Annotated in this window: 13 protein-coding genes; 4 read left to right on the top strand and 9 right to left on the bottom strand. The window is 59.0% G+C overall.

Translation table 11 applies throughout. The annotated features are described in order from the left end of the window. Nucleotides 1-127: 127 nt before the first annotated feature. Nucleotides 128-1,732 (top strand): helix-turn-helix domain-containing protein, encoded by a 1,605-nt coding sequence (locus tag NLK60_RS18640; RefSeq protein ID WP_254811090.1) that lies wholly within the window; start codon nt 128-130, stop codon nt 1,730-1,732. A 286-nt stretch (nt 1,733-2,018) separates the two neighbouring features. Here the strand turns inward: NLK60_RS18640 and NLK60_RS18635 are convergent, their stop codons facing one another. Both NLK60_RS18635 and NLK60_RS18630 read right to left on the bottom strand, forming a co-directional pair. Then, nucleotides 2,019-3,218: an NAD(P)/FAD-dependent oxidoreductase gene (locus NLK60_RS18635; RefSeq protein ID WP_254811089.1), complete on the bottom strand. Its 1,200-nt coding sequence runs from the start codon at nt 3,216-3,218 to the stop codon at nt 2,019-2,021. A 67-nt stretch (nt 3,219-3,285) separates the two neighbouring features. Further along, the gene (locus NLK60_RS18630; RefSeq protein ID WP_254811088.1) at nt 3,286-4,839 is read right to left on the bottom strand and encodes an aldehyde dehydrogenase family protein; all 1,554 of its coding nucleotides are present in this window, start codon (nt 4,837-4,839) and stop codon (nt 3,286-3,288) included. Nucleotides 4,840-4,927: 88 nt separating this feature from the next. Between NLK60_RS18630 and NLK60_RS18625 the strand changes: the two genes are divergently transcribed. Next, nucleotides 4,928-5,671 (top strand): helix-turn-helix domain-containing protein, encoded by a 744-nt coding sequence (locus tag NLK60_RS18625; RefSeq protein WP_254811087.1) that lies wholly within the window; start codon nt 4,928-4,930, stop codon nt 5,669-5,671. Between the two features lie 90 nt (nt 5,672-5,761). Further along, entirely contained in the window at nt 5,762-6,598 is an 837-nt protein-coding gene (locus NLK60_RS18620; RefSeq protein WP_254811086.1) for a proline dehydrogenase family protein, read from the top strand. A 400-nt stretch (nt 6,599-6,998) separates the two neighbouring features. Here the strand turns inward: NLK60_RS18620 and arsM are convergent, their stop codons facing one another. Continuing rightward, complete coding sequence (gene arsM, locus NLK60_RS18615; protein WP_254811085.1) at nt 6,999-7,967, bottom strand: arsenite methyltransferase; 969 nt, start codon at nt 7,965-7,967, stop codon at nt 6,999-7,001. Continuing rightward, the gene (locus NLK60_RS18610) at nt 7,960-8,334 is read right to left on the bottom strand and encodes an ArsR/SmtB family transcription factor (RefSeq protein WP_254811084.1); all 375 of its coding nucleotides are present in this window, start codon (nt 8,332-8,334) and stop codon (nt 7,960-7,962) included. The genes arsM and NLK60_RS18610 overlap by 8 nt, the downstream gene beginning before the upstream one ends. A 113-nt stretch (nt 8,335-8,447) precedes the next feature. Here NLK60_RS18610 and NLK60_RS18605 point away from each other — a divergent pair, with 113 nt between their 5' ends. Then, nucleotides 8,448-9,320 carry a DMT family transporter gene (locus NLK60_RS18605; protein ID WP_254811083.1) on the top strand — a complete coding sequence of 291 codons (873 nt, stop codon included), beginning with the start codon at nt 8,448-8,450 and terminating at the stop codon, nt 9,318-9,320. A 57-nt stretch (nt 9,321-9,377) separates the two neighbouring features. Here the strand turns inward: NLK60_RS18605 and NLK60_RS18600 are convergent, their stop codons facing one another. From NLK60_RS18600 to NLK60_RS18580, 5 genes are all read right to left on the bottom strand, one after another. Then, entirely contained in the window at nt 9,378-10,025 is a 648-nt protein-coding gene (locus NLK60_RS18600; RefSeq protein ID WP_254811082.1) for a HalOD1 output domain-containing protein, read from the bottom strand. Nucleotides 10,026-10,207: 182 nt separating this feature from the next. Then, nucleotides 10,208-10,378: a hypothetical protein gene (locus NLK60_RS18595; protein WP_254811081.1), complete on the bottom strand. Its 171-nt coding sequence runs from the start codon at nt 10,376-10,378 to the stop codon at nt 10,208-10,210. A gap of 55 nt (nt 10,379-10,433) precedes the next feature. Beyond that, nucleotides 10,434-13,970, bottom strand: coding sequence for a PAS domain S-box protein (locus NLK60_RS18590; protein ID WP_254811080.1), 3,537 nt, complete (start codon nt 13,968-13,970; stop codon nt 10,434-10,436). Between the two features lie 113 nt (nt 13,971-14,083). Further along, nucleotides 14,084-15,409, bottom strand: a complete 1,326-nt coding sequence (locus NLK60_RS18585; RefSeq protein ID WP_254811079.1) for a RimK/LysX family protein — start codon at nt 15,407-15,409, stop codon at nt 14,084-14,086. A 140-nt stretch (nt 15,410-15,549) separates the two neighbouring features. Beyond that, nucleotides 15,550-16,857, bottom strand: a complete 1,308-nt coding sequence (locus NLK60_RS18580; protein WP_254811078.1) for an acetamidase/formamidase family protein — start codon at nt 16,855-16,857, stop codon at nt 15,550-15,552. Between the last annotated feature and the right edge of the window lie 26 nt (nt 16,858-16,883).

Below are 16,883 nucleotides of genomic sequence, written 5' to 3'. Positions count from 1 at the left end.
GGCGAGACACCACCATAGGGTGGCATACGTTTTAATACGCTCTCACGAGAATATCTCCTATAATGGATTGTGTCCGACGTGATGAGGTCGGCTTCGGTCGCACTCGAGGAATACGTGGAGCGTGTCCGTGACCGATACGGCAGACGCAGTTTCGCCAGCCACTTCTCCCAGACCGATTTCGGTGCTCCTGATCGACGACGACGAGACGTGGGCTCGGACGCAGCGTCGACTGCTCGAGCGCTCCAACGAGCGACTCAGTGTATCGACGGCGACCAGTTTCGAGGCGGCCCGAGATGCACTCGCAGCCACCGAACCGGACTGTGTCGTCTGTGACTACCAGCTCGGTGACGGTACCGGTGTCGAACTGTTGGCCGAGGTTCGTGCCACCGAACCGGATCTGCCGTTTATCCTGGTAACCGGAGAGGGTGACGAGACGGTTGCCAGCGATGCGATCGGCGAGCGGGTTACCGACTACGTCCGAAAGCTGGATCTCGGCCAGCAACCCACCGGGTTGGTCCGCCGGATCGAAACGGCTGTGGAGGCTGACCGGAGCCGCCGAGCGTTGGCCCGCGAGCGTCGCCAGAAGGAGTCCCTCCTCGAGACCGTAACCGCCTCAGCCACCCGTTCGGAGCTCGGCAGGAACATCTGCGAGCAGCTGGTCGACAGCGGCTACGCCTGTGCGTGGATTGCTGTTCTCGACGATGACCACGGGGTTGTCCCGCTGGCGACGGCTGGTGACACCGACTATCTCGAAGCCGTAATCACGCCCGGAACGCAGCCTGCCGACTGCACCGAACCCGCGTTCCGCGCACTCGAGAAAACCGAACCGGTCGTCCACGCGGTGACAGATACCGAGGGAACGACAAACGAGTCGACCGACTGGGAGCGAGTTGCCGTCGACCATGGGTTTAGCGTAGTGGCTGCGATCCCGATCAGTCACAACGGAGTCTATTTCGGTGTACTAACGGTCTATAGCCGGATGCCACAGATCGACGACCGTGAACAGGCGTTGCTCACCGAGTACGCCGAAACGGTCGGTTACGCCTTTCAGACGACCGCGTGGAAACGAACACTTCTCTCATCTGCCACCACGACCGTCGATTTCATACTCAGCGAGGGGTGCCACCCGCTCCTCGAACTTGCGACAGCACTCCCCGAGGGAGTGACGCTCCGCGTCGCAACGGTTATCCCCCGAAACGATGACGAGGTACTCTACGTGACGACCGTTCGGGAAGTCACACGAGCCGACCTCTCGGCCGGAGTCGACTCGACCGAAACTGTCCTCTCGGTCGACTATTATCGCACCGACGACGCCATCACGTGTGGACTCGTCGTCGAATCGTCGGCTCCCGAAACACGGCTCGTCGACGCCGGGGTTTCGCTATCGAAAACCGTTGTCAATAGCAGACAAGCACGGATTTCGGTCGGCCTCGGTGGTGACAGTACCGTCAGCACGTGTGTCGACGCCCTCACAGACCGCTACGGAGAGGGTTCGGTGAAAACGCTCTGGACCGCAGACGAGTCTACTACCTCGAGGGCCGAACTGATCGACGACCTGACCGACCGCCAGCGACAGGTTCTCGAACTCGCCGTCGAGGCGGGCTACTTCGAGCGACCGCGCCACAACAACACGGGAGAACTCGCCGACGCCCTCGACATTTCGCGGGCGACCTTCACGCAGCACCTGCGGGCTGCCCAACGGAAGTTGTTCGCAGCGGAGATTCACCGCTGACGAACTTGCAGTTCCGATAGTATTTCGTGGAGGACTATACACGCATTTATCAAAAACGTCGTGCTCTTGGTCACCTCCAAAACGTCGATCAGTGCGTGAAACCGGACAACAGTCATCGCTTTCACGCAACCGATCGGGGTTGGGAAGCCACCGAGTGGTTCATCACGCCTGAACGCGAACGCCGAACCGATAGTACAAAGAATCGTTAACGCTGCATTTTTAATAGTTATACGATATCGAATTGAGAGTTTAGTTGAATCAAACGACCAGACGGTCAAAACCGTTCTCAGATATTGTCCATCGGTAACCCGTGTCCGTCCGGGTCGTCGGCAAACCGCTCGAGCGAGAAGTACTCGAGGTCGACCATATCGCTCCCGCCCTCGAGCACCAGGTCGGCGGTCAGTTTGCCTACCGCGGGGCCGTGTTTGAAGCCGTGGCCGGAAAAGCCACAGCAGAGATAACAGCCCTCGGGGCCGGCCTGATCGATGATGAAATCGTGGTCAGGGGTCGTCGAGTAGACGCCACAGTACTGGCCTTTGAGTCCAGCATCCCGTAGTTCCGGGACGTGATTGGCGAACTCGTCGACGAGTTCCAGGATGGTTTCCTCGTCGGGCGTGTTATCGTAGGCGTCCGGGTCCGTCTCCTCAGTGTGTCGGTGGGTCGCGACCAGAATGCCGTCGCCGAAATCCGGCCGAATGTACCACTCGCCGCCGGGGAAACTCGTCGTCGGCGTCAAAGACGGAAACGCCTCGGCGTAGTCGGCCGGCGGGTCGAGCAAGACGATCTGTTCGCGCACGGGTGTGATCGGCACGTCCACACCGACCGTCTCAGCGAGGCGAGGCGTCCAGGGGCCGGCAGCCACGATGGCCGTCTCGCAGGCGATTGTGCCCTGATCGGTCTGGGCGCCGGTTATTTTTCCACTCTCAGCCTCGAGGATCTGCACCTCGACGCCCGTGACGATGCCTGCACCGGCGTCTCGAGCCCCGCGAGCGAAGCCAAGCGCGGCATCGGTCCCGTCGGAGTAGGCGGCACTGTCGTCGCTGACGGCGAGGTCGTAGCGCTCGTCCACGTCGAACATCGGATACTGTTCGGTGATTTCCTCGCCCGTGTACGCCGATACCGGAATGTCGCGTTCGCGAAGGGCCTCGTAGCCCGCTCGAGCGTAGTCGCCGCCGGTCGTCCCCTCGTCGGCGAAGCGAACCAGGGGCGATTCTTCGTACGAAAGCGCTGCATCCAGTTTCTCGTCGAAGGCGCGGAAGAACTGATGGCTCCACCAGGCCATTTCGGTGTAGATGTCCTCGTCGCCGTAGTGATGGCGCAAGATGGCCGAGGAGTCGCCAGTCGAACCGGACGCGAGTTGAGACTTCTCGAGGAGCGTCACCGAGCGGTCGGTCATCGTCGCGAGGAAGTAGGCGGTACTCGTGCCCATCACGCCCCCGCCGATGACGAGGATGTCAGTCTGCGTTGGAATGTCGTCGTCTGTCATCGTGTATAGAGTGCTATCGACGGTCGTCGGTATGAAGTCTGTGCGTCCTGCGATCAAGACGAAGCCCCTACTCGAGGGTCGGGTCGGTATCGTCCTGGGTCGTGATATCAGCCGAGAGCCCCTGTGCCATCTCGATATCGCTCGAGTTGTTGAGGGTAAAGGCCGTGCGTTCGGTGACCGCTTCGATAACTTCTCTCGCGCTCGGATAGCCGTTGCCGGACTTTTTCACGCCGCCAAAGGGCAGGTGGACCTCCGCGCCGATACACGGCAGGTTCGCGTAGGCGAGGCCGATTTCTGCCTCATCGCGGAAGCGATGGATCTTGCGGTAGTCTTCGGAGATGATTGCTCCCGCCAATCCGTAATGGGTGTCGTTGTGAATCTCGAGGGCGCGGTCCATCCCGCCGCTGTACTCGATGAGAGCGACGTGTGGACCGAAACACTCCTCCTGGAGACAGCGAAGGTCGGAATCGTACTCGATTTCGTAGACGAACGGGCCGACCCAGTTGCCGTTAGCGTGCCCGTCCGGAATCTCGCCTTCGTTGAGGTCAGCACGGTCGACCAGCACCTCGGCACCTTCCTTTTTCGCGAGTTCGTTGTGTTTGTGGATCTTTTCGACGTGCTCGGGTTCGATGGCCGGCCCCATGAACGTGTTTTCGTCGAGCGGGTCGCCCACGGCGACGTTCTCGGCGGCCTCGACGTAGCGGGCTTTGAACTCGTCGTAGACGTCCTCGTGAACGATCAGGCGCTCGCTCGAGACACAGCGCTGGCCGGTGGTTTTGAAGCTCGACATGACGGCCGAGTGGACGGCGATATCGAGGTCGGCGTCTTCGGCGACGATAATGCCGTTTTTGCCACCCATCTCACAGGCCGCGAGTTTGCCGGGTTCGCCGCCGACCTTGCCGGCAATTTCGTGGCCAACTTCGGCTGAGCCGGTGAAGAGGACGGTATCGACGCGCGAGTCGTCGACGATAGATGCGCCAGCGTCGCCAAAGCCCTGCACCATGTTGAACACGCCGTCGGGAACGCCAGCATCGTCCATCATTTCGGCGATGATCTGTCCACACCACGGTGTCTGTTCGGCTGGCTTCCAGACGACGGTATTCCCTTCGACGAGTGCAATCGCCATGTGCCAGAACGGGATCGCGACCGGGAAGTTCCAGGGCGTGACACAGCCGATCACACCGCGTGGTTTCCGGCGCATGTAGGCGTCTTTCGAGGGAATCTCGCTCGGGATGACGTCGCCGTGTGGATGGCGGGCGTTCGCGGCCGCCCACTCGACCATGTGGTAGGCCTCGATAACGTCCGCGCGACCCTCGGAGATTTCCTTGCCACACTCTCTCGAAACGATTTCACCTAGTTCGTCCGTGCGATCGCGCAGTTCGTGATAGATGTCCCAGAGGTACTCGGCACGGTCGATGTAGGACAACGAGCGCCACTCCTCGAAGGCGTCGTCAGCGGCCTCGAGGGCTGTATCGACATCGGCTTCGGTTCCGCGCTCGAACGTTGCGAGCAGGTCTCCAGTCGCCGGATTTTTGCTTTCGAAGGTTTCGCCGCCAGTACCGTCAGTCCACGCACCGTCGATGTAGTGTTGGTATCGGTCAGTTGCTGCGTCTCGGCTCATAGTGGTGACTGGGAAAGAATTACCCTGTATTCGAACCCTCCCATGGTCGGGTGTGAACTTTGAATACATACCCCCGTGTACACTGTACATGGAAACGCTCGATGAACAGGGGTCGAAAAGTGCCCGCCTGACGCTCGAGATCTGGCATCCTGACTGCTGGACTCTCGAGGTGACCGAAGGCGAGGACACGGGATTGATCGCCCACACCGTCTCGAACGGGACTGACGGGCGGGTAAAGGGGCATTTTACCGCATATGGAGAATCAGCAGCAGCCGTCGAATCACTCGTCGAAGCTACGCGGCAGTCTCCACTGACCTCCTCGGTCTCGGAGATGCAACGACGATACGAGTTCGAACATCACGGCCTGACCTCGGGCTATACGACGAAAGAATTGTTCGTCGAATACGACCCGAGCAATACGATCAGCGACGGGCTGCTCGGCCAGGGATTCATTCAGGATGCACCCGTTCGCGTCCGGGATGGCCTCGAGTACTGGTCTGTGTTCGTCGAACAGGCAAACAGAGACGAACTCCACGACAGACTCAACGTCATCCGCGAGGAGTACGACGCCGACATCTCCGTGACAAAGATTTACTCACACGAAACCCGCACACAGGACGTGCCACGCCGTGTCGATGCGCTCTCAGAGCGCCAACGCGAAATCTACGAACTCGCCTGCGAGCAGGGCTATTATACCTGGCCTCGAGAATGCACGACTCGGGAACTTGCCGATGCAGCGGGCATCGCGAAGACGACGCTGCTCGAGCACCTGCGAAAAGCCGAAGCCAAACTTCTCAACCCCGAACCCGTCGACTCACCTCGCTCGTTGTGAGAATGACGCATTTATTCCTCCGAAATTACCGCCACAAGTTTTGGTCGGGGTAGCGTTTATACGGGTTCTCTACCGCTACTTACGTAGCCAATGATACCGCCGGTCGCCAGTAACTTCGTCGCAGGTGAATCAGCTACCGAGGCCCTCGCACACGTCGAACGGCTCAACGGGAAAGGCGTCGCCGGCATCTGTAACCTGCTCGGTGAACACTACGACGACCCTGCCGAGGCAGCCGAGGACACGGCCGAATACCTCGAGTTGATCGAATACATCGACGAGCGTGACCTCGAGGCGTGCGTCTCGGTCAAACCGTCACAGGTCGGCCTCGACGTGGGCGATGACGTCTTCAAGAAAAATCTCGAGGAGATCGCCCAGACCGGTGCGGACAACGACGTCTTCGTCTGGGTCGATATGGAAGATTACACGACAACGGACGTAACCCTCGATGCTTACGAATCGCTCGTCCGTTCCCACGAGGGTGGGATGGGGTTGTGCCTGCAGGTGAACCTCAACCGAACCCGTGCGGACCTCGAGCGACTGGCCGACGCCCCGGGAAAAATCCGACTCGTCAAAGGGGCGTACAACGAGCCGAAGGACGTCTCAATTCGAGAAAAATCACGGATCGACGATCGGTATCGGGAGTTACTCGAGTACATGTTCGAGCACTTCGATGACGGCATCGCCGTCGGCAGTCACGATCCGGCGATGATCGCCCACGCACGACGATTGCACGAGGAGTACGGCACGCCGTACGAGGTACAGATGCTAATGGGCGTCCGAGACGAGCGCCAGTACGAACTCGCTGCCGAAGGCGTGACCGTCTATCAGTACATTCCGTACGGGAACAAGTGGCTATCCTACTTTTACAGACGACTTCGCGAACGCAAAGGGAACGTCCTGTTCGCCCTTCGGGCGGTATTCAGCTAACGCGTGTTACACGAAGTCGAGGAGAAAGCCCACGACTTCAGTCGTGCGGATGAATCCGACGAGTTCCTTCAAACCCACAACGCTTAGGTCAGACAAGGTCGTCCGAGAGTACAACTCGCTCGGGAAAATTGGAGTTGGATTGGGGTCTCCACTATCAAAAAGCAACCCTGCCCAAGTGAGACTCGGACGCAAGTCCGAGTCGGGCCGATGGCACGGCCCGCAGGGTGTTAGCAGGGTAGCCTGTATGGGCTGGCGTCACCACACGCCCACCGCCCCTGACGCACTGTCTGCAAACCGAGACCGTCCACCGAGGATGGGAAGTTGTCTCCGTTGGCGTCGGAACGCCCGACCCCAAGCGCGGGGAATCCCACGACTTCAGTCGTGCGGAGGATGTCAAGATTCACTGCTCCGGTTTCCGAGCTTCGATCCGCGCCGAAACGATGTACTCGCTAACGTCCCGTTCGTCGTCCCACTCGCGGATAAACGACTCACTCTCTGCTTTGGGTTCGAGTGAAATCGCCTCGAACCCGGCGGCGTCAAGCATCGACTCGAGCGTGGATATCCGTTCTGCCCCAGCAATACAGCCAGCGATGGCGGCCGAATCGAGTCGAACGCTCTCGGGGAACTCGGCGGTCCGGACGACATCGGCAATAGCAAGCCGGCCACCCGGTCGAAGCACGCGAAACGCTTCGCGAAACACCTGTGGCTTGTCTGGCGAGAGGTTTACCACGCAGTTCGAGATAATCACGTCGACGGTCCCGTCGGCAACCGGCAGGTGTTCGATTTCGCCGAGTCGAAACGACGTGTTCTCGGCTTCGTTTTTCACGGCGTTCTCGCGAGCTTTCTCGACCATTGCCGGCGTCATATCGACGCCGATGACACGCCCATCGTCGCCGACTTCCCGAGCCGCGAGGAAACAGTCGAAACCAGCTCCGGAACCGAGATCAAGAACGGTTTCTCCCGCCTCGAGGCTCGCGATTGCCGTCGGGTTGCCACAGCCGAGACCGAGATTAGCCCCGGGTTCGACGGCCTCTAGCGCCGCCTCGGAGTATCCCATCTTTAGAGCTGTGGCATCGAACGCGTTCGTACTGCCATCAGCACCGCTACAGCAGGAATCGTCCGCCGACGACCCAGAGTCGGTATTGCCGGCAGACGACGCCGTGTTGCTGTTCCTCGCAGACGCGCCAGAATCGGTGTCTCCGGCAGACGCGTCAGTATCGGAGCTGCTACAACAGGACGTAACGGTATCGCCGGCATCAGCACTCGAGTCGGTCGCGACGCTGGCGTACCGTTCTCTGACGACTCGTCGCTGTTCCGTCGCCTCGAGGTCGTCGTCTACCGCCGCTCGAGAGCCTTCGTCGTCACTCATCGTCGACCTCTCTGGTGTCATCGAGCACATCGAGTAACCGTTCGGCTCGAGGCGTCACGCTGTAGTATCGCCATCGACCTTCCTTGCGGCGGGTGACCAGACCAGCGCCGTACAGTCGCGAGAGGGCCTGGCTGATAGCTCCTTGCGTCACACCGAGTGCTGGCTCGAGTTCACAGACACAGACGCCGTTTTCAGCCGCGGCCACAATTCGAAGGGCTTCGTACCGGGTATCGTTGCCTATTGCGGACAGCGCCCGAACGTCGGTAGCCAGCTCCCGTTCGGAAAGTGGCGACGAGACTGGCGTACAACACGACGCCTCCTCGATGTCGGATTGGGTATCGATTCCGTTCGATTGACGAGTATTCATTTTAGCAGTTTCTAATATTAGAGTTCGCTAATATAAGTCTGGTGGATAGACCGCGAACCGCCCTGGGCCGGTAATCGAACCACTCTTGAACCGCATTCCCCTCGGCTCGAGTAATGGACCCCGGATTCGGTTTCGCGATTACGGCAGCGTTTATCTGGGGATTTTACATCTACCTGTTGAAACGCTCGTTTTCGGGCTATCCACCAGCAGCGCTGACCGTCCTGATCAACACGTTCGCGCTCACGTGGTACCTGCCAGTCGCGCTCACCAGAACCGACTTCTCGAGCGGGCTGCTGGCGGAGTTTGGACTCGGTGAACTGGGAATCGTCACGTTGACGTCGGTAATGACCGCCGCTGCGTTCGTCCTGTTCCTGTGGGCCATCGCTGAGGGCGACGTCTCCTACGTCACCCCGATCAACAAGATCGTTCCCATGTTCGTGCTGCCGCTCGAGATTCTATTGCTTGGCCAGATATTGACCCCACTCGAGGTACTGGGCGTCGTCGTCGCCACGTTCGCCGTCTACGTCGCCAATTACGATCCGGGCGGGTTGTTTCGGCCGTTCGTCAAGGCCGCCCGATCACGCCCGGCCCAGTTCGCCCTGCTGAGTGCCATGTGTTACGCCGTGAGCGACCTCGGGAAGCGAATCGCACTCCAGGAACTCGCGATTCCCGAAACCCTCTGGGTTCCCCTCTTGTTGTTCGGCGTGACACTCGTGTTGTTGCCGAGTGCGATACGTAATCCACCGTCGATCACTCGAGCCGACCTGCCGAAATTCGCCCTGGCTGGCGGGATCGTCGCCGCCGGCGAACACGTCACGACGCTCGCCTTCGCGGTCTTGCCCGCAAGCATCGCCTCACCGATCATCAACACGCAGGCGATCATCGCCGTCATCCTCGGCGGGGTCTTGCTGGGTGAACGCTACTTCCGAATCCGACTCGTCGCCGCAGTCCTTGCGGTAGTCGGCGTCACGCTAATCGCGATTTGAAACGTATTGAACGGGCCCAAATCCCACCGCCACGAACGCAAGCCGGGAGGGGTCTCGCTATCGAAGTTGATCGAGATCGATCGCGCCACCACTGTCGACGGTCACGGTGTAGCCGTCGTATTCGAACGCCAGGTGTCCGGTCGTGTCCTGAAACACCGAATCCAGTGCTTCCGGGTCGAGACTGTAATACAACGGCGTCGACAACTCGAGCGGATCTACCCCATTACGATCGGCAACCGCCTGTATCACCCGCATACTGAGCGAAGGTTCGGCGGACGATTGTCCGCTCGAGATCCGATCAGTCCTCGAACGTCGATTGCTCGTCGCGGAGTCTCGGGCTTCCGACCGCGGGTATAGGCTCGGGATGGGGAACGAACTCGAGGTGGTCACGTCATCATCAGCTACCCGGGATTCCGCCGGCCGTGGCGTCGCGAAGATACTGCCTCCTCGTTCGACCGTGATAACGTAGGCGTCACACCTGAACGAAAGCGTACGTGCTGCTCGAGTCGGTTGTGCCCCAAAGAGGGTATCCAATGCTTCCGGATCGATAGCGTCGTAGAGCATCGGAGGCCGTGTATCACGATACAACACAGAGAGCAGTCGACTCACGGCACCACTCGGCGACTCGTCGTATCGTGTTCGATAGCCATCGGTCACATGCCCGGCAGTATCTAGCTCACTATGGTCGGGGAGGTCATGATCCATGAATATCACCTGGAGGGGTACCTAATCAAAACAGACACACTCACAAAGAAATCATCACTATCTACGTGCATAGTCGCTCGGAATCGAATACAAAATAGTCTAGTCCGACTCGCGCCGTCTCCGTTCAAAAGAGGGTCGGGTGGCTTTCCAAACCTGAACGGACGTGGCCACTTACTCGAGACTTACCGACCTTTCTCCCCTACCGAATCGTCAAAGGAAGACTCGGGCAAGGTGAACTCACCCGTCTCAGGATCGACGAAGTCCCGGCCAAAGAAAGACCGAAGCGCCAACTTTGCGCCGATATACGTGCCGATTACGACAATGAGAAACCCCATCGATAGTGTCAGGATCATATTTAGTTGTTAGTTTGATACAATATAAGCGTGCATAAGAAACCCGGTCACCCGGTTACGACGGCGACAGGATCATCGAGATGATTTTGCGTTCTGCCGCGCGTAGATGATACTGGAACGTCGACGGAGCGATGTCTTTGGTCGCGGCAAGTTCCTCGTTCGTACTCCGTCGTGGCCACTCATATCCACCACCGTAGTACGCCGATTGCAACGCATCGAATTGTTTTTCGGTCAGTTCGTTTAGTAGCTGTTCACGGAACGTCTCACGCGTCCCGACAGGAACTTCCTTTTCGCGCCGGGCGACGAGCTCGGTCTGTGAATAGGCACCCTGAAGCTGTTCGATTATCGACCGAACGTCGACCGTCTGGATGAGCGCGATAGTAGCGGTCGTCGTAGTTCCGGCACTCTCGAGTGACTGAATACGTCCACTACCCTGTACAATCGAGAACAGCTGTGGAGTGGTGATGGTGAGGTGACAAAGGTGCGTCCCGTCTTCGGCAAAGAGCTGCCGACTTTCGGATACAGCCTCCAGTTCGGAGAGTCGGTCTGTGATCGCGCCGCCATCGAAGCCCTGAAATTGGACGAAAACTCGAGCCGCGTCGCTTTCGACATCGACGGCGCCGACAAATTCGACAGTTGCATCCAACCGCTGAGCGAGTCGATTCGTGAACAAGCGTTCGTCGGTGATTTCGATCTCGATCTCGGTGTGTTCGTTCGTCTGCAACCCGTGCAATCGCTCGACGTTACCGAAGGCGTAACCGATCGTTTCACCAAGTTCTTCGAGGACCCGGACCTCCTCGTCGTCGAAGATATCGTCCGCAGTCGCGTGAATAACGATGACGCCGTCGGTACGCCCATTTCTCGAGATCGGAATCGCCGCCACAGCACGGAATCCCTGATTCAGCGCGTCTCGGCGATAAAGCTCCCACTCGGGTTGTCCCAGAACTTGCTTGGCGATGACGCTTTCGGCCGAACGAAACGCCTGATCGATCAGTTCTGCTAACGGCGTTTCGGGTGCTGTCTCCTCGAGATGGGCAATGTATTCGGAATCCACACCGCTCCAGGCCACTGGCTCGAATCCTTCACCGGCAGTGTCACGGGTACACAGCCAGGCGAATGCGTACTCGTCAGCGCCGGACAGACCCTTACAGACACGTTCGCTGATCTGTGCCCGTGATGCGGATCGGATGAGCGCCTGATTGATGTCTCGAATCAGTTCGTTGAGCCGATTCAGTTGCTCGAGCGATTCGTTCTGTCGTTGTAGCTGCCTGTCACGTCTTCCGAGGTCACGTTCCCGTTTGGCGTGGTCGAACGCCGCCGCCAAATTCTCTTTCATCAGGTGTGCAAACTCACGTTGTGTCCGATCGAGTGACAACTCGTCAGCCGATCCGATCACGAACACGCCGTGATTTCCGACCGGAAGAACCAGCGCAGTTTCGATCGAAAAAGTCTGTAATACGGTCCCTTCGGTTTCCTCGAGAAAGCGCGATTCTCCATCGGCGAAGGCTTCCCACAGGTCACTCTCGTTTGTATCTACGGCAGGACGGTCAGACTGTGTCCCGTCGAGTGGCGTCGGCCCTGCGAGCGGAACGAGCGAGTTGCCGCCGTCGAATTCGAAAACCACTGCCTGTTCCAGATCGAGCAGGTCGTCAGTCGCCTCCACAGCAATGTCGGCAATCGTGTCCGTCTGGTCCGCTCGAGTCATCTCCCGTGTTCGCTCGTGCAGCGTCTTCAACATCACTTCGTACCGTCGTCGTTCGGTGATATCCCGGCCGACCCCAACGAGTCCATCGGTCGCCCCTTCAGAATCAGTCAACCTCGCGCCGGTGAACTCGTAGGGAATGCTGTCACCATCAGCGGTACATAACGCCGACTCGATGACGGCAGAACCCGTTTCCAGTGCATCACTGAAGGCAGACAGTATCCGTTCCTGTTCCTCCGGCGGAACGAAATCCGCGACCGACATCTCGTCTATATCCTCGTCACGATACCCGGTGACAGACGAAAGCTTCGAGTTCCATCGACGTATCTCCCCATCCCTGTCGAACACGTAAAACACGTCATCGAGCGCATCGAGAGCCTGGTCGATGAATACGCGCTCTTCCCGGAGTTCGTCGGTAATACGCTTTCGTTCGGTGATGTCCGTAATAAACCCCTCAATGGCTTCGATTTCTCCAGCGGACGAATAGATTCCCTGCCCCTGTTCCCAGACCCATTTTAACTTCCCGTCCTTCGTTCTGATTCGGTACGTGAGCTCGAACGATTCACGCTCCTGGAGAGCACTTTGAACCGTTTCCCACACCATATCTCGATCAGCCTCGTGGATAAGTTCCTTGCCGTACAGTCCACTATTACTCGTCAGTTCTGACGCGGTATACCCCGTTAACGTCTCGACCTCGCCGCCCACATTTTCCATCGCCCATCCTCTCTCGTTCAGTGACCGATAAGCGATACCTGGGAGATTATCGACAAGCGTCTCGAGTTGTCGGAGATACTGCTTTCGCTCGCTGATATTTCGACCCTCCGGGATGAGTAAGGTAACTTCTCCCTCGTCGTTCGTCACCGGCCGTACGGAAAAGTCGATAACGATTTCGCGGTCAGCACCCCGTACCGTGATTTCGTCGCGGTACATCGTCCCGTTTCTCGCCTGCTGTATCGCCGCTCGAGCAGCCCGCTGTGTCGCCTCCGTCCCCCTGAACCAGTAGGTCTCCCAGAGCGGCCGATCGACGACCGATTCCCGATCGACGCCGCCGAACGACAGGGCTGCTTCGTTCGCTTCGAGCAACGTTCCATCGGGCTCCATCAGCCCGACGAACGTATAGGTGTTATTGAAAATGGCTTCGAACCGTCGCTTTCGCTGTTTCGTATCGGAAACATCCTGCACCGTACACACGTACCCGTCTTCGCTCTTCTCAATCGTTTGTGCGCCAACGAACGTCGTGCCGTCTGCTCGGAGCCCGGTCGTCTCCCCCTGCCAGTCACCGTTCGCCTCGACAGTCGGGAGGATCGATTCGTGCAGTTCCTCGGTATCGGCTTCCGGATGAACCAGTCCCCAGGATTCGCCGACCATCGATTCAGCTTCGTATCGGTACAGATCAGCGTACGCCTCGTTAACGTAGGCGAACTCGTCCGATTCGTCGACGAGACAAATGCCCTCGTTGGCCGCCTCGAGTGCATCGAGCAGGTGCTGTTTCTTACGTTGTTGACGCGATTGTACGACGATTGCTTCGATGGTCGCTGTGACCCTTTCGGGAGCCTCGAGGAGGCGATTTCTGGGAACGTACTCGGAGATATTAGCCGAGACGGCATCGCGGAGGGGTTGTTTCGTTCCTTCTTTCGCATAGAGGATAAATGGCATCGATTCGTCCTCTCGACAAATATCCGAATATAAATCGAGACCGTTGCGTTCGGAAAGTTCGGCAGCCGAAAGTACACAGTGAATAGTACGTTCGGAGACGGCTGAGAGACCTTCTTCCACGCTGCCCGCCGTTTCGACAGTGAGTGCCTCGTGTGCCTGCTCGAGGGTAGTCGAAACCCTATCGGCGAATTCGGTCTCCGTCTGGACATGTAAAACACGGATAGGGTTACCCATGAATCTAACAAACACGATTCCAGTACATAATCGTTGACCCAAACTCGAGAGGTGATTGTGGAAACGTCGTGTCCGAACCGACATTCGGCTACAACCGAAACGGCGCTTGCAGCTTACTCCTCGAGTCGTTCCCGTTCGCGATCCTCGTATTTTGTGGCAACGTCGATCCGGAAATCCGCGAGAACGTCCCGTCCAAGCAACAGTGGATATCTACTACCGGGCCGATCTTCGACGGTGGCACTGATCGTCCGTTCGATGCCGGCAATGCCGATAACGACGTCGACGACTGGCTGACGTTTCTCGCTCTCGTCAACACTCTGCCCACCCGCCTGAATCGGCCCAGCACCGATTGCTGCCGCAAGTTGAAGATCGATTCGGGTCCTCGCGCTTGTCGGGTCGGCGCGACCGATGACGGCTCTCGTGTCTGTCGTCCCGCTGACGACGACACGCTCAGTCCGACCGACGACAGGTGATTCGAGGTCGATCGGTTCCACACGACTCGGTGCACTCGAAGGAACCGAATCATCAAACGTCGCTGCTAGCGCGCTGACGCGCTCGTGGTCGACTGACCCGCCGGCGCGCTCTATTGCGAGTTTTGCGATGTAGGGTGCCGGACTGCGCCCCGTCGCCGCGAACAGCCCCTTAAATCCCGCCGTGGGATTGACCTCGAGAACAACCCATCCGTCAGGCCCTTCGATGAGGTCGACACCGGCACAGTCGAGACCGACCGCCTCTGTTGCCTGGAGAGCAATAGACTCCACACCTGTGGGAAGTTCGTCAGTCACGTCTTCGACCTCGCCCCCGCGTGCGACGTTCGTTCGCCAGTCGTCGTCAGCCGCGTATCGATACATTGCCCCGACGACCGACCTGTCGACGACGTAGACGCGAAGGTCCCTCGGTCGCTCACGGCAGGCCCCCACGAGCACCTGGAGAAACGCGCGACGTCTGCCGACCGTTCCGGTGAGTAAATCGTGCTGGTGAACCTTCCAGGCCCCGCCTCCGTGCGTGCCGACGATCGTTTTGTAGACAAATTGGTCACCGAACTCCGGGCGGATCCGAGAAAGCGTCGTCGCGCCGAGTGGAAGCGCCGTTTCCGGAATCGGGACACCCTGTTCGACCAACGCAGCCGCAGCACCGATTTTGTGTGACGCGAGTGCAGCAGCGTCGGGATGGTTCACGATCGGGCGAAACTGGGCAATAGCGTTGGCAATGCCGACGGCTTCGACGGGTTGTTTCGTCGTCGAGAGTAGCAGACGGTTGATAACGACGTCGACGTCCGGTTCCATGACGAACGCGTCCTCGAGAAAATGGAGTAAGACGTTGTGTTCGCGAAGCCAGACTGGCTCGTGACCGAGGTTTTCGACAGCGTTGAGAATCGCCTTCGATTCTTTGCTGTCGTGAAAACTCAGGACACCAACACGAAGCGGGGGTTCGGACATGGCCTCCAAAACCACGTACAGCGCATTTAAACGTGCACCTCGAGCGGCGGCGAAGACGATCGTCGTCGAGTATTGTAAAATGCAGGTCAACGCGCTTCTGGCGCTTTACCTGTCTACAACAGTTCGGGTTTGGGAAGCCACTAGAGACCGTACTGCTCACGAACGAGATGGTCGATGTTTCTCGCTTCGAGCCGGTCCATCGGTGCCAGCATATCGAGTTGCACGACGCCAGGAAGCCGTCCGATCTGGACGCCACCGGTGAAGGTACACCGTGCTCTCACTTCGCCCTCTGTCATGTCCAGCAGTGACCCTGCACGCTCGAATGCGTTGTCAGTCGCATCGTTGATCGTCCCACCCGAGCCGATCACCTGAATCGGGCCCATGTCCGCCTCGAGGTCGACACCGTGAGTTGCAGCCAGGTCTCGACCCGCCTGGCGTTCCTCCTCGCTGTAGGGCTTGCTAATGAAGGGCAGGTCTTCCTCGTTCGGGAGCAATACCGGCCCGTCGATATCGAGTCCCTTGATCACTTCGACATCCATCGTCACCGTCCCACTGACGTCCGTCGTGTGCAGCGATAGCTCGCCATCGCCCTGATTGGCGTGGAGGTCGCCAACGTACACCCCGCCACCGTCGACCTTGACTGGGCAGAGCAACGTGGCACCGGCGCGCACCTCCGGAACGTCCATGTGCCCATCAGTTCGTTCTTCGAGTTCTGCCTCACTCGAGAGACCCCACTCGTGGTCGGCACCGATGAGGAACTGACCGAAGTCACCAGCGTTGTGGGAGTCCGGAAGCTCGATGGGCGGGGTCGTCCCCACGTTGCCGATGAACGGGCGGAGTCGCCCGAGCGTGCCGGGCATCTCCGATGGCTCGTACAGGAGGATTGGATGTTGCCTCGAGTTCGGGGGAATATCCATCACAGACCGGGCTTCCGTCGCGAGTTCGTGAGCGCCGTCGGCATCCATCGTGAGGCCAACGCTTCGTTCGTCATCGAAGACAACGGTGTAACCGTACTCGAAGCCGAATGCGGAGGCGTTCTCGCCACATTCACGGCAGCGAATCGCACCTTCTCCAGTTCCTTCGACGACAGAGTCGGGCCATTCGGTGCCACAGCCGGGACACCGGTGGTCGACGAACGGGTCATCGCCGAACGCGCCCTCACGCTCGCGCATGGTGCCAGTACTCGTCGCCATGCTCGTCACCTCGACGTCCCTGATTTTCAGGGCTATCGCGTCCCCGACTGCTGCGTTTTCGACGCGGATTGGTCGAGTGACCTCGTGACCGCCGCGGAACTCCGGCGTGATCATCGGTCCCCAGCACGCCGGTGGCGTGTACGTCTCTATCGTACCGCCGTCTGCGACGGTCCCCGCCCAGTCCTGATCCGGTCCGACGAGGCCTAGCGTATACTGGTCGACGGACAAGCGTTGTTGAATTTCGTGTTGTGCCATACCATGGCAGGGTACGATGCTGCAGA

The sequence above is a fragment of the Natronosalvus amylolyticus genome (genome assembly GCF_024298845.1).
Classification (GTDB): domain Archaea; phylum Halobacteriota; class Halobacteria; order Halobacteriales; family Natrialbaceae; genus Natronosalvus; species Natronosalvus amylolyticus.
This window is presented reverse-complemented; position numbering and strand designations above follow the sequence as displayed.